Here is a 13,050-nt window from a genome sequence, read left to right as displayed (position 1 = left end):
AGGGTGCCGGGCAATCTGTTAAACTGGCGCCCCTCCCTGCAGCCTTTGCGCGCGCCAGCCCCACGCGCCGCCAGGATAAAGAGCTATCTGTTTTACGGTAAGGACAGTGCGATGAAGATAGGTTTGTTTTACGGTTCCACCACCTGTTACACCGAGATGGCCGCCGAGAAGATCCGCGCCCTCATAGGCCCGGAGCTGGTCGATCTCCACAACATCAAGGATGTGCCCCTCATCCGCATGCAGGAGTACGACATCCTGATCCTCGGCATCTCCACCTGGGACTTTGGCGAACTGCAGGAAGATTGGGAATCCCGCTGGGAGGATATCAAGGATGTCCATCTGGAGGGCCGCATCATCGCCCTGTTCGGCCTGGGCGATCAGCTGGGCTATGGCGAATGGTATCAGGATGCCCTCGGCCTGCTGCACGATCAGCTGGTGCCCAAGGGGGTCAAGCTGGTGGGTTACTGGCCCAGCGAGGGGTACGAATTCGACGCCTCCAAGGCGCTGATCGACGATGGTCGTCACTTCGTCGGCCTGGCGCTCGATGACGCCAACCAGTACGACCAGACCGAATCCCGCATCGAACAGTGGGTCGACCAGATATTGAGCGAGATCCACGAGCTGCTCTGATCCAGGTGGCTTGCATGCTCGATGACCCCTTGGATGCGGATCGACGATGGCCATCATCTTGTCGTCGGCCTGGCGCTCGATGACGCCAACCAGTATGACCAGACCGAATCCCGCATTGAACAGTGGGTCGACCAGAGCCTCGGCGAGATCCACGAGCTGCTCCAACCTCCCCTGGCGGCGGCCGGATTTTGGGCCGCCGGGCGCACAAATCGCACCGATTTTCTCAATCGGTATCATCGCATGACGCTATAGCGACTTTTTTGTGCTGGTCTGCAACAATGCAATCGACACCCCATAACACCATCAGAACGGGTGTCGGAAGCAAACAGGAAACAGACCAGAAAAGGATATTCTATGACCTCATTCTCCCTGTTGGCCCCCACCATTGCCCGCGACGTGCTCGATCACGCGCTGGCGCTCGGTGCCGACTTCGCCGAGCTGTTTGTGGAGCGCAAGCACCGCAGCCAGCTCAGCCTGCTCTCCAGCCAGATAGAGAACATCAGCGGCGGCCTCGATTTCGGCATCGGCGTGCGCCTCTGCTACGGCCACAAGGTACTCTACGGCTACACCAATCTGGCCGATCGCAACGAGCTGCTGCGCATCGTCACCCTGCTGGCGGCCAAGGACAGACGCGACCCCGTGGTGACCGCCACCGCCTTCGACTTCAGCCGTTTCACGGACCGCAATCCGGTCACCCTGCCGCTCGGTGCCGACAAGCTGCTGGAGCAGAAGATTGCCTACCTGCACGCCATGGATGCCGCGGCCCGCGCCGAGAGCGCCAAGGTAAGCCAGTTCTCGGGCAATGCCCTGGGCTGGGAGCAGGAGGTGGAGATCTTCAACAGCGAAGGGCTGCAAGTGGCCGATCGTCGCCACTACAACCGCATCATGGCCCAGACCATAGCCATGGAAGGGAGCGAGCAGAGCGTGGGCTACGAGGCCCCCGGCGCCATGATGGGCTGGGAACACGCGGCCCTCATAGACCCGCGCGAGCTGGCCCTCACCGCCACCCGCCAGGCGCTGGTGAAACTCGGCGCAGCCCCCTGCCCGAGCGGCACCCTGCCGGTCATCATGGAGAGCGGCTTTGGCGGCGTCATCTTCCACGAGGCGTGTGGCCACCTGCTGGAGACCACCTCGGTGGCCAAGAAGGCCTCGGTGTTCCACGACAAAATGGGTCAGCTCATCGCCAACCCCGTGGTCAACGCGGTGGACGAAGGCTTGCAGGGCAACGCCTGGGGCTCCATCAACGTCGATGACGAGGGGATGGCGACCCAGCACACCCAGCTCATCAAGGATGGCGTGCTGACCGGCTTCCTGGTCGATCGCATGGGGGCGCTCAAGACGGGCTATGCCCGCACCGGCTCGGGGCGACGTGAATCTTATCGCTTCGCCCCGGCGTCGCGCATGCGCAACACCTATATCGAGGCGGGCAACCACAGCCTGGAGGAGATGCTGGCGACGGTGGAACACGGCATCTATGCCAGGCGGATGGGCGGCGGCTCGGTGCAGCCGGGCACGGGCGAGTTCAACTTCAACGTGCAGGAGGCCTACCTCATCGAACACGGCAAGGTCACCCGGCCGCTCAAGTCGGCCACCCTGATCGGCACGGGGCCCCAGGTGCTCAAAGAGATCTCCATGGTGGGCCGCGATCTCGCCATCGCTGCCGGCATGTGCGGCTCTGTCTCCGGCTCGATCCCGGCGTCCGTCGGCCAGCCACCACTCAAGGTCGACAATATCCTGGTCGGAGGGAACGCCTGATGAGCCAACTCGATATGAATACTCTGCTCGCCCGCCTGCTGGACAAGGTCGCCGATCTCAATGCCGAGGCGGACATCATCGCCAATCGGGACAAGGCTTTCTCCCTCAAGGCCGACAAGGGCGAGCTGGGTGAATACAAGGTCACCAGCAGCCAGCAGCTCGGCATCCGCCTCATCAAGGATGGCCGGGTCGGCATCGCCTACTCGGAATCCCTGGATGAGCCGGCGCTGGATGCCATGCTGCAGGATGCACTGGATGCCAGCCGCTTCGCCAAGCTGGATGCGGATCAGCGCATCTCGGTAGCCAACAGCCGGATCACCACCGACAGCGCCGAGATAAACCAGCCTGACACCACGGCGGCGGAGGAGAAAATCGCCCTGGCCGTGCGCCTCGAGGCGGACATGCTGGCGCTGCCAGACGTGACCGGCGCGCCTTACAACAGCTTCTTCGAGGGGGAGAGCCGGCTCTGGCTCGCCAACAGCCTGGGCAGCCTCTGCCAGCACAGTGAATTCAGCGTCGGCTGCTACACCTCGGCGCTGATCGAGCGGGCTGGCCGCCAGTCCATGCATTCCCAGGGGCAGTATGGCCGCCGCTTCGACGAACTCGACAGCCAGGCCCTCATAGCGCAGATCCATGCCGTGGCCGACGGCCTGCTGCCGGGGGAAGCCGTGCCGAGCGGTCACTACAGCGCCCTCTTCAGCACCAACTGCTTCGCCAGCCTGTTTGGCTGCTTCCAGGCGGCGCTCTCGGGCAAGTGGGCCCAGCAGGGGATCAACCCCTGGCGGGGCAAAGTGGGCCAGTCTGTGGCCTCCCGCTGGCTCACTCTGGAGAGCCGGGCCTATATGCCGGGCGGCATGAACATCAAGGCGTTTGACGGTGAAGGGGCGCCCACCTCGGATCTGCTGCTGATTGGCGAGGGCGAGCTCAAGACGCTGCTGCACAACAGCGCCACCGCTCACCACTTCGGCCTGGTCAGCAACGGCTCGGCAGCGCGCAGCGCCCGCGGCGCGCTGGATGTGACGGCGCGCCACCTGGTATTTGGCACAGGCCCCCACAGCGAGGCCGAGGTCAAAACCGGCGAGTACCTGGAGCTGGTCAAACTGGACGGCCTGCACTCGGGCGCCGATGCGGTGAGCGGTGACTTCTCGTTCGGGGCGTCGGGCTTCCTGTGCCGGGACGGCGTTCGCATCCAGCCGGTGCGCGGCATCACAGTGGCGGGCAACTTCTACCGCCTGCTGGGTGAGCTGGAGGCGGTCGGCGATCGGCTGCACCACGACGATGGCAAGGGCTTCTACGCGCCTCTCATTCGTTTTGGCGGTTTGAATATCGCAGGAAAGTAAGTGACACCAGCGGGAAAATCATTCGATTCCTCATCCAGAAACGGCGCCATCAGGCGCCGTTTTTTATCTCTGCCTCTGGCTCTTCACACTGCAGCCAACGGGCTGAGGCCCGCCCCGCAGGCTCCGCAAACAACAACGGCGACCATCAGGTCGCCGTTGTTCATTAGCGGGCTTTCCGGCGGGTCATCAGACCTGCGGGTTGAGACGGGTCGGCATGCCGGTACGCTGTTCCAGCACCTGCTTGACCACGTTGGAGTCACTGTCCATGTGGGCGATGAAGCGGGTGATGGCCGGGGTCATGGGCAGCGGTACGGAGGCGGTAGAGTTGAACTCCTCCTCGTTGCGCGACAGCGGCTCATGGACTTCCATGTAGCGACCGCCATCCGGCTCGACCGTGGACTTGACCGGCTGGTTGACGAACTGGACGCGAGTACCGACCGGCACGTTGTCGAACAGGTACTTGATGTCATCGGCACGCAGACGGACACAGCCGCTGCTCACCCGCAGACCGATGCCGAAGGTGGCATTGGTGCCGTGGATGGCGTAGAGATTGCCGATGTAGAGCGCGTGCAGACCCATGGGGTTGTCCGGGCCTGCCGGCCAGACCGCTGGCAGGGTCTTGCCCTGAGCGGCGTAGCGGCGACGGATGTTCTCGGTCGGGGTCCAGGTCGGGTTGGCACGCTTGCGCTCAACCTTGGTGATCCAGTTCTCCGGGGTGTTGACCCCCAGCTGGCCGATACCGATGGGCAGTACCTGCACCACGTTCTTGCCTTTCGGGTAGTAGTAGAGACGCATCTCCGCCACGTTGATGACGATCCCCTCGCGCGGCGCATTCGGCAGGATCAGCTGATGGGGGATGACCAGTTTGCTGCCCGCCTTGGGCAGGTAGGGGTCGACACCCGGGTTGGCTTCCATGATGTTGGTCAGACCCAACTGGAAGTCGGAGGCGATCTGCTCCAACGGACGGTTGTCCGCGGGTACCACGTACTCCTGGTTCTCACCGATCAGACGGCTGTTGGCTGCAGGCAGCTGGTATTCAACGGCGGCAGCCTGCTGGCTGACCAGCGCCAGAGTACATAAAAGAGCCGAAGCGGCAGTGCGAAGCGGATTCATAAAATTCCTGTGTGGTTTCCTGTACCAAGTTGGCCGACGGCCATTTCATCCTCGGTCTGGCCTGTGGCGAGTCACCCTGCGCCCGAGGTCAATAACCGAGCGCGCATTCTTTCCTGAGTCGGCCAAAAATTCAACGTCGGGATGGCTCTTTTTGCATGAAAAAGTGCATCCATCGCCGCTGGCGCCTCCTCTTTTCATGTCAATCAGGCTAACAACCACAAACTGAGCAGAAGCTGAACAAAAAGGAGGTCAGTCGACCCCACTCTGTGATCAGTTGCTGACGAACGGGGTCGTCACGGCTCAGTGATGGCGACCCAGGTATCCAGCCTCTTCATCGCGTCTGCCAGCATACACATCCGGACCCGATAGCATGGGATGGACCTGGCTGGCGGAGGTCGGGGCATGCGCGCAGCCAAACTGCTGAAACGGGCATGGTCGGCTTGTAGATGCCATCCGGAGGAGCGGTACATAGCTGGAGTCGAAGAGGTGCTCGTGGTGTGCCTGCGCACCTTTACTTCCTGCACACCGCCAGAGGTCACATCATGATCTCGCCCCGGCGCTCGGCGTAGCGGGTCAACCGCTTGGGCGGGTTCAAGACAGGGCCGGGTAGGCCGCCAGATAATCCTGGGCCGCCTGCCAGCCCATCTGGTAACCCTGCTCCAGCCGCGCCCGGTCGGTGGTCATGCGGCCGACCCGAAAACCCGCCGGCGGCACTATGACCCGGATGCGGCAATCGGCCGGCGGCTGGCGGATGAAGTCGATGGCATCGTTGTAGCTTTGATGACGCGAAAGGCTGGCGCGAGCCAGGGCCGGCGTCTCGCGCAGCAGGTAGCGATGCAGGGCGGGCAGGCGCGGCGCCCGCTTGCGATAGCCCAGTGGCCGGGAGAGCACCACTGTGATGTCGCGCGCCCCCTGCTCATAGGCGTGACGCACCGGAATCGAGTCGGCCACTCCGCCGTCCGTCATGGCCTCCCCGTCGATGCGCACGAAGTCCCGGTAGACCAGTGGCACCGAGCAGGAGGCCTTGATCTGCTGCTCCAGCTCGGCCGCATTCCCCTTGAGGTAGGCGGCCTGACCGTCCGATACCCGGGTGGCCACCACGGTCAGCGGCACCGGATTGGCGGCGAAGCGGGCCAGATCGAGTCGGCACTCGCGGATGGTGATCTCCCACAGCCAGTCGAGATCGAGCCAGTGGCCGCCGCGCACGAACCTGGCCAGACTGATGAACTCGGGGCGACAGGAGTAGTCCGTGATGACGCTGTGGTTGCGCCCCCGCTGGCCAGCCAGAAAGGCCGCCAGATTGACCGCCCCCGCCGACACGCCGATGCAGTGATCAAACGCCGTGCGGCCCTTTGCCAGAAAGGCATCCAGCACACCGGCGGCAAAAATGCCGCGCATGGCGCCCCCCTCGACTACCAGGGCCGTTTGTCGCCGACTCATCTCGCCTCCCCGTTTTGCTCTGTGAATGGACTCACACTTTGGCTCATCCGGCGCCCGGCCAGGGGCCGGGATCCCTATAATGGGCGCGCCTCAACGCTCGTACCAACGAGATATAACTTATTGATGCTACGGAATATTACAATGAAAAATATCAGCAAGTCCCTACTGGCCGCTGCCATTTCCCTCGGATTGATGGCAGGCTGTAACAGCCAAAATGACTCCGAGACCCCGACCCCCATGGTTCGCTTCGCTACCTTCAACCTCTCCTTCGATCGCACCGCTCCCGGCATGCTCGCCGGTGAACTGGCCCTGAGCCGCGCCGAGCAGGATGCCCTGCTGGCGCGCCTCGCCGACGGCAGCCTGAGCGGCGCAGAGAAGACCAAGGCCCTCGACGTGCAGCAGATCCGCAACATCGCCGAAATCATCCAGCGCACCCGGCCGGACGTCTTCCTGCTCAACGAATTCGACAATGACGGCAAAGGCACCAGCACCACTGATCTGAAGGCGTTCAACGACAACTATCTGGCCCACGCCCAGCACGGCGAGGTGACCGCCATCAGCTACCCGGTGCTGCAGAACTTCGCCACCAACACCGGCCTGATGAGCGGCCATGACCTCAACTTGGACGGCAAGATCAACAACGGGCCGGACGACGCCTGGGGCTTTGGCAACTACCACGGCCAGTACGCCTTCGCCGTGATGTCCCAGTATCCCATCGACACCAAGCAGATCCGCACCTTCCAGAAATTCAAGTGGAAGGATATGCCCGGCGAAGCGAACCCCGTCATCGACGACTGCAACAATGCCAAGGCGCCGATCCCGGCCGGCCGCCAGTGCGGCGATGCCTGGTATGACGACGCCGCCTGGCAGGCCTTCCCGCTCTCGTCCAAGAACCACGCCGACGTGCCGGTGCGCATCAAGCGTGGCAACAAGGAGGAGGTGATCCACTTCCTCATCTCCCACCCGACTCCGCCCATTTTCGGCAACGCGGCGCGCCACAACGTCAAGCACAACCGGGCCGAAGTCGCCTTCTGGCAGGATTACGTGGAGACCGCCAGCTACATGGTGGATGACACCGGCAAGGCCGGTGGCCTGCCCGCGGGTGCCAAGTTCGTCATCGCCGGCGATCTCAACGCCGATCCCCAGATTGGCGATGGGGATCTGACCGCCATTCAGGATCTGCACAACCATGTGCTGGTCAATCAGGCCGTCACCAACGGCGCCCTGATCCCGGTCAGCCAGGGCGGCCCCGAGTGCCTCGCCAGCCAGCCGGATCAGTGCAAGCGCAACAACAACCGCCCCACCCCGGAGCGCATCACCAGCGGCAGCGGCCTGCAGCTCGACCACGTGCTGCCCTCCGCCAACCTGAACGCGGTCGCCTCCGGCGTGTTCTGGCCGGCCAGCTTCGAGCCGGGCTACCACCTGGTGTATGACGCCAAGCTTGGCATCGCCAAGCGAGTCAGCTCGGATCACCGCCTGGTGTGGGTCGACTTCAAACTGTGACAGTGACGCAGAGCAGAGAAGCAACGGGGCCCGCAGGCCCCGTTTTCATTGGGTCGTCATACCAGCTTCTCCACCCGGGCCGGCAGCCCCTGGCGGGCCGAAGAACCGATGGCCCAGTCAACCAGGGGGTAGCGGCCATGGCGGCTGGGATCCAGCACCGCCAGATCGTTGAGGTTGACCCCGGCCCCGCGCAGCGGATTGGCAACCACTTTTTGGCCGTCTATCCAGTGTTCCCGCGCCCCCAGCTCCTTGTGGCCGAAACCGTGTTCGATGGCGATGGCATCGGCCTGCACCCCGGCCACGCACTCGGCCACCCCGATCACGCTGCCATCCGGGGTGCTGACCCGCACCCTGTCCCCGCTCTCGATCCCCAGATGCGCCGCCGTCTGCGTATTGAGTCGCACCCGGTTGCTGGGGTTCACCTGGCGCAGGCGATCCGAGCCGATGCTCATGGAGCTCATGGTGTGAGACTTGTAGCTGGTGAGCAGCAGTGGCCACTGGGCCGGCTTGAACGCCTCATTGAGCGGCGTGCCGTCCGCCAGCTGGGGGCGGAAAAAGCGCGGGGTGCCGCTTAAGAACTGGCCGCTCTGGCTGTGACGGCGGCTGCCCACCTCGGGGTTCCACACCATCAGCGGCTTGGGCCAGCGCTTGCTCGGTTGACCCGCGTCGTCGCGCCCCTTCGCCACCGGCTCGAAGCGCCCGCCGCGAGCGAAGAGATAGGCGGCGCGGCCCGCCTCCTCCGCACTCAGGGTGGCATTCAGCACTGGCAGGATCCGTTCCACCCCGGACCAGGCGAGATCCTCGAGACCTATGGCGGGCACCGGCTGACCCAGGTAGGCCACGTTGGCAGCCCCGTAGAGGGAGAAGTCCGCCGCCTTGTGCAGGGCATGCACCTTGCCGTCCGCCCCCTCGACCGCCCCCTCGCCAAAGCCCGGCAACCCCAGCCGTTTGGCCACCGCGATAAAGAAGGACTCCATGCAGACCGGATCTCCCTCGGCAGTCTTGGCGACACGGGGCTCCACGATGGGCCAGCGGCCGGTGGAAACCTTGGTCAGCACCCCGTGCCAGGCGGTGGCCCAGCCCCAGGATTCGTAGGTCAGGGTGTCCGGCACTAGGTAGTCCGACAGCGCCGACGACTCGTTGATGAAGCTGTCTATGCTGACCACAAGCGGCAGCACGGCAGGATCCTTGAGCTGCTCACCGATGGCCTTGCTGAGCCCGGCCTGGCCGTAGAGGGGGTTGCCCATGTGGTTGATCCAGGCCTTGAGCCGGTAGGGGTAACCGTTCACTGCCGCAGTCAGGTGTTCGCCGAGCAATGGGCCCGAGATCGGGAACCAGGGCTCTTGCGCCGGATAGGGGTTCTGGCCCGCCTCGCGCTTGCGTCGATACTCAGAGGTCTTCTCGTAGGGGAACTTGGATCGCGACAGGAAGACCCCGGCGGGCTTGACCATACCGGGGAAGCTCGCCAGATCGTAACGCGGCCCCTCCCCGAAGGGATCGAACTTGCCGCCGCTCGCCACGGCGCCGCCCCGGGCGTTGAGGTTCCCAATCATGACGTTGAGCATCATGATGGCCCAGGCCGAGTAGAAGCCGTTGGCGCTCATGGTGCCGCCGTGGGAGACCACCGCCGCCCGGGTGCCGTGGCTGGTGAACTCCCGCGCCAGCGCCTCGATGTCGGCCACCGGCACGGCGCACTCGGCGCTGTATTGCTCGAGGGTGTGCTCCCGGCACGCCTCGGCCAGCAGCTGGAAGCTGCTCTTCACCATCAGCTCCCCCTTGGGGCCCTGAATGCGGCGATCCACCCAGAGGTGGGCCCGCTCACACTGACCAGCGGGTCTCAGCTCGCCGCTGCCCGCCTCCTCGACCAGCATGGCGTCTCCCTCCCCATAGGCTTCCCCATCAAAGGGCAAGCCAAGATCGCTGGCCCGCAACATCTGACCGCAGCGCGGGTGCGACTCGTCGCAGAGCACCAGGTGGCTGGCGTTGCAAAAACCGCGATAGCCGGCCTGCTCGGCCGCGGCGGCATGGGGTGCCATCAGGAAGGGCTCGGCGTAGCGCCGGTTGTCGATGATCCAGCGCAGCATGGCCATGGCCAGCGCCGAGTCGGTGGCGGGCCGGATCGGCAGCCAGCGGTTGGCCGGGGCAGACGGCATGTTCACCGTGTTGGGCAGGCTGGGCGCCACCACCACGTAGGAAAACGGCTTGTCCTGCCGCGCCCGGTTCGCCGCCAGCTGACGGGATTGCCGCTTGAAGGGGTTGCCGGATTGCTGGGGCGAGGTGCCCATGAACAGCAGGAAATCGCTCTCGTCCCAGTCCGGCTTGAGGTGGGCGTTCTTCTCAAGATCGTCCAGCAGGGCGCCGGCCCCGACCCGGAACGACAGACCGCAGTAGGCGCCGTGGTTGGCGAAGTTGCGGGTGCCAAAGCTGTTGAAGGTGAAGCGCTTGATAAAGGCATCCCGCCCCTCGTCCGAGGCGTTGCTCACCAGCAACTGGTTTGCCCTAGGGCCGTATTCCGGGTTGGCGGGATCCAGTGGCTCGTTGAGGTTGCGAATGGCCCGCAGCCCCTCGATCTGGCCCTCACCAAACAGGTCTCCCCCTTCCACCACCTCGGCCACCAGCTGCTCGAACGGGATACTCTGCCAGCGACCGCTGCCACGGGGACCGACCCGCTTGAGACAACGGGTGACTCGCTGCGGGCTGTCGAGCTGCTCGAGCATGGCGTTGCCCCGTGCGCAGGCGGTGGAGCGCCCCTCCAGCCCCCCTTCCTGATAGCCGCTGGTAGCGATCAACGCCTGCTTGACCGGCGTCTTGAAGTCGATGTGATGGCGGGCGGAGAGGGGATGATAGGGATTGCCGAGGATGCGCACTATCTTGTCGCTCTCGTTGTCGATACGGGCCCGCACCCCGCACAGGGTCCAGCAGCCGAGGCACATGGTATTGGCAACGCGCTGGTCCGGGTTGGGGTGAAGCTCCCCTTTCTCGTCAACCCTGTACTCCACGGCCAGCGAGTTGCCGTGGATGGGATCCCGGGTCGGCTTGCCGGCGCTGCCGGTCGTCACCCCGCTCGCCACCTGCTTGAGGGTATAGCTGTAACCGGCGACGAACAGTCCGGAGCCCCCGGCAATGGCGGCGCCCTTGAGAAACTTGCGTTTGCTGTGATCCATCAGAGTGCCTCGCGAGCGGAATGGGGAGTGGATACCTGAATGGCGGATGCTTGAGTAACAGATGGCGGAGCCGGGACGCGCACCAGCTCGGAGAGTGCCACCAGCAAGGCCAGCAGCAAACCGAAGGTGCCGAGAATGCCGAGCACGCCTTCCGGCCCCCAGGCGATCTGGTAGACATAGACACCGGCGCCATATTTGGGCACCAGCTGCCCCTGAATGAGCACCAGCCAACGCAGGCCCCACACCAGATGCAGGGTGAGCAGCGCGATCCCCCAGAGTGACAATCGGGTAGAGATCCTCGGCCGGACCAGCATCAGCAGGCCGACCAGCCCCAGAGTCAGCAGCAGCCAGTGGGCCGCCAGCCGCCAACTCGGGTCGAGCCGGTAGAGAGCTGCGGCCTCTGCTGCCGAGGCGCCGCCAAAGAGGGACCAACCCAGCAGGGAGAGTGCGAGCAGGCCCAAGGCAGGGCGCAATTGACGCAACAGCCGCGCTTCCGTGTCTGCCTGCCAGCCCGCCAGCAGGCGGTTGAGCAGCAGCAGGACACTCTGGGCCGCCAGCACGGCGCTCAGCGCCAGCAACCAGGGGAGCCAGGGGGAGTGCCAGAGCGGGCGCGCCGCCACCGCCATGGTCTCGAACCCGGTGTAGAGGGCGATGCTGAGCCCGCTCAAGGCCGCCAGCAGGGAGAGCGGCCTGAGCCACGTCTCGCCGGACCAGTCCCCCAGACAGAGCCACCGCGCCAGAGCCGCGACCCTGTCATTTTCCTCCCCGCGCCGGGCCAGGGCGGGTCTTAGCAGCAGCCAGCCAAACAACATGGAGAGCAGGCTGAACAGCGGCAGCAGGTAGGCGCCATACCACATGATGGAGCTGAACCGGGTCTGGGCGTAGAAGTGCCAGGCCCGGGCCGGCTGGTGCAAATCCGCCGTCAGGGCGATGGGCGCCACCAGGCCGGCCCCCATCATCAACACGGCGGCCAGGGTCTGCAGCCGCCGATCCGGCGTCTTGCGCCACAGGTCGACGTCGCCGAGCCAGAGAGCGCCATAGGCGAGGCCAATGAGGAAGAAATATTGCACCGCCCAGGGCAGCCAGGTGATGGGCTGATCCGGGGCCAGCAGTTCGTTAATGGTCATGGGCTATCTCCTTGCCGTCGCTGTCGAGCAGGCTACGCAGGGCCGGGTTGCCATCGATCTTGCTGACGAAGGCCTCGTCCATGCCCAGATAAAAGACCCGCGGCTGGGTATGGGCCTCGGGCTTGAGCACCTTGAGTTCGGATGCGTGCTCGCGCAGCAGGCGGCTGATCCGGCTCGCGGGATCGTTCAAGTCGCCTATGATGCGCGCCTCGCCGACGCAGCTCTCCACGCAGGCGGGCAGGAGACCCGCCTCCAGCCGGTGGGCGCAGAAGGTGCACTTGTCAGCGGTGTTGGTCTCGTGGTTGATGAAGCGGGCGTCATAGGGGCAGGCCTGCACGCAGTAACCGCAGCCGACGCACCAATCATTGTTGACCACGACTATGCCGTCATCGCGCTGAAAAGTGGCGCCGGTGGGGCAAACATCGAGGCAGGCGGGTTCGGCGCAGTGGTTGCAGAGTCTGGGCAACATGAAGAGGGAAGCGGGAGCATCGAGCGCCGCGACGTCGCTCACCTCGTACTGGCTGACGGTGGTGCGAAACTGACCGAGGGGGGGCTGATTTTCGATGGTGCAGGCCACGGTGCAGGCCTGACACCCGACGCAGCGGCGCAGATCGATCAGCATACCGTAGCGTTTGCGGTTGTCCCCCCGGCTGATGGCCGCCCGCCCATTGCGGGGAGCGGGAACGGACTGGGCCTGAACCTGAGTGACGGGGATCAGGGCGGCCCCTGCGGTGAGGGCGGCAATGCCGGATAGCAACCGGCGCTTGCTTGGCTCCATGGGATCTTCCTTCTACTGAGCTGGCGGACCCCTGCTGGGGTGTTGCGCCCATTCTCTTCAAGGCTCGACGCCACCTCTATTGTGGTTTTCCACATACCGGGAGCCGGGTTGATCCAGCGCAATAAAAAACGCCCCATCCCTGCTGAACTGTGACCGGGGCGGCGTTTGTCCCCCCCCTCCGGCCCCCGCTCGAGTGCAAG

Annotated in this window: 10 protein-coding genes; 5 read left to right on the top strand and 5 right to left on the bottom strand. The window is 64.7% G+C overall.

Going from position 1 to position 13,050, the window contains the following annotated elements:
• Positions 1–111 precede the first annotated feature (111 nt).
• The 4 genes from fldB to ACW5XD_RS01415 all read left to right on the top strand — a co-directional run bounded on the left by fldB (position 112) and on the right by ACW5XD_RS01415 (position 3,725).
• Complete coding sequence (fldB, locus tag ACW5XD_RS01430; RefSeq protein ID WP_042867526.1) at positions 112–630, top strand: flavodoxin FldB; 519 nt, start codon at positions 112–114, stop codon at positions 628–630.
• Positions 631–651: 21 nt separating this feature from the next.
• Positions 652–882: a hypothetical protein gene (locus ACW5XD_RS01425; protein WP_456493298.1), complete on the top strand. Its 231-nt coding sequence runs from the start codon at positions 652–654 to the stop codon at positions 880–882.
• A 102-nt stretch (positions 883–984) separates the two neighbouring features.
• A complete protein-coding gene (locus tag ACW5XD_RS01420) occupies positions 985–2,385 on the top strand; it encodes a TldD/PmbA family protein (RefSeq protein WP_456493297.1) in 1,401 nt (466 codons plus the stop codon).
• Positions 2,385–3,725, top strand: a complete 1,341-nt coding sequence (locus tag ACW5XD_RS01415) for a TldD/PmbA family protein (RefSeq protein ID WP_456493296.1) — start codon at positions 2,385–2,387, stop codon at positions 3,723–3,725. Before ACW5XD_RS01420 ends, ACW5XD_RS01415 begins: the two co-directional genes overlap by 1 nt.
• Positions 3,726–3,911: 186 nt before the next feature.
• Here ACW5XD_RS01415 and ACW5XD_RS01410 read toward each other — a convergent pair whose 3' ends face one another.
• On the bottom strand, positions 3,912–4,838 hold the full coding sequence (locus ACW5XD_RS01410; protein ID WP_456493295.1) for a L,D-transpeptidase family protein: 927 nt from the start codon (positions 4,836–4,838) through the stop codon (positions 3,912–3,914).
• Positions 4,839–5,429: 591 nt separating this feature from the next.
• On the bottom strand, positions 5,430–6,278 hold the full coding sequence (locus tag ACW5XD_RS01405; protein WP_456493294.1) for a patatin-like phospholipase family protein: 849 nt from the start codon (positions 6,276–6,278) through the stop codon (positions 5,430–5,432).
• Positions 6,279–6,419: 141 nt separating this feature from the next.
• Between ACW5XD_RS01405 and ACW5XD_RS01400 the strand changes: the two genes are divergently transcribed.
• Entirely contained in the window at positions 6,420–7,781 is a 1,362-nt protein-coding gene (locus tag ACW5XD_RS01400; RefSeq protein ID WP_456493293.1) for an endonuclease/exonuclease/phosphatase family protein, read from the top strand.
• A gap of 56 nt (positions 7,782–7,837) precedes the next feature.
• Here ACW5XD_RS01400 and ACW5XD_RS01395 read toward each other — a convergent pair whose 3' ends face one another.
• From ACW5XD_RS01395 to dsrO, 3 genes are read right to left on the bottom strand one after another with little or no spacing between them, the layout of a single operon-like run.
• Positions 7,838–10,945 (bottom strand): molybdopterin dinucleotide binding domain-containing protein, encoded by a 3,108-nt coding sequence (locus ACW5XD_RS01395; protein WP_456493292.1) that lies wholly within the window; start codon positions 10,943–10,945, stop codon positions 7,838–7,840.
• Positions 10,945–12,072 carry an NrfD/PsrC family molybdoenzyme membrane anchor subunit gene (nrfD, locus tag ACW5XD_RS01390; protein WP_456493291.1) on the bottom strand — a complete coding sequence of 376 codons (1,128 nt, stop codon included), beginning with the start codon at positions 12,070–12,072 and terminating at the stop codon, positions 10,945–10,947. Before nrfD ends, ACW5XD_RS01395 begins: the two co-directional genes overlap by 1 nt.
• Complete coding sequence (gene dsrO / locus ACW5XD_RS01385; protein WP_456493290.1) at positions 12,062–12,850, bottom strand: sulfate reduction electron transfer complex DsrMKJOP subunit DsrO; 789 nt, start codon at positions 12,848–12,850, stop codon at positions 12,062–12,064. Before dsrO ends, nrfD begins: the two co-directional genes overlap by 11 nt.
• Between the last annotated feature and the right edge of the window lie 200 nt (positions 12,851–13,050).

It is taken from the genome of Aeromonas enterica (assembly GCF_054052465.1).
The sequence above is the reverse complement of the archived record's forward strand: the minus strand, read 5'-3'. Positions and strand labels throughout refer to the sequence as shown.

Excerpts from the sequence above, each read along its gene's own strand:
- fldB (WP_042867526.1), top strand. The coding sequence starts at position 112 with ATGAAGATAGGTTTGTTTTACGGTTCCACCACCTGTTACACCGAGATG.
- ACW5XD_RS01425 (WP_456493298.1), top strand. The coding sequence starts at position 652 with ATGACCCCTTGGATGCGGATCGACGATGGCCATCATCTTGTCGTCGGC.
- ACW5XD_RS01420 (WP_456493297.1), top strand. The coding sequence starts at position 985 with ATGACCTCATTCTCCCTGTTGGCCCCCACCATTGCCCGCGACGTGCTC.
- ACW5XD_RS01415 (WP_456493296.1), top strand. The coding sequence starts at position 2,385 with ATGAGCCAACTCGATATGAATACTCTGCTCGCCCGCCTGCTGGACAAG.
- ACW5XD_RS01410 (WP_456493295.1), bottom strand. The coding sequence starts at position 4,838 with ATGAATCCGCTTCGCACTGCCGCTTCGGCTCTTTTATGTACTCTGGCG.
- ACW5XD_RS01405 (WP_456493294.1), bottom strand. The coding sequence starts at position 6,278 with ATGAGTCGGCGACAAACGGCCCTGGTAGTCGAGGGGGGCGCCATGCGC.
- ACW5XD_RS01400 (WP_456493293.1), top strand. The coding sequence starts at position 6,420 with ATGAAAAATATCAGCAAGTCCCTACTGGCCGCTGCCATTTCCCTCGGA.
- ACW5XD_RS01395 (WP_456493292.1), bottom strand. The coding sequence starts at position 10,945 with ATGGATCACAGCAAACGCAAGTTTCTCAAGGGCGCCGCCATTGCCGGG.
- nrfD (WP_456493291.1), bottom strand. The coding sequence starts at position 12,072 with ATGACCATTAACGAACTGCTGGCCCCGGATCAGCCCATCACCTGGCTG.
- dsrO (WP_456493290.1), bottom strand. The coding sequence starts at position 12,850 with ATGGAGCCAAGCAAGCGCCGGTTGCTATCCGGCATTGCCGCCCTCACC.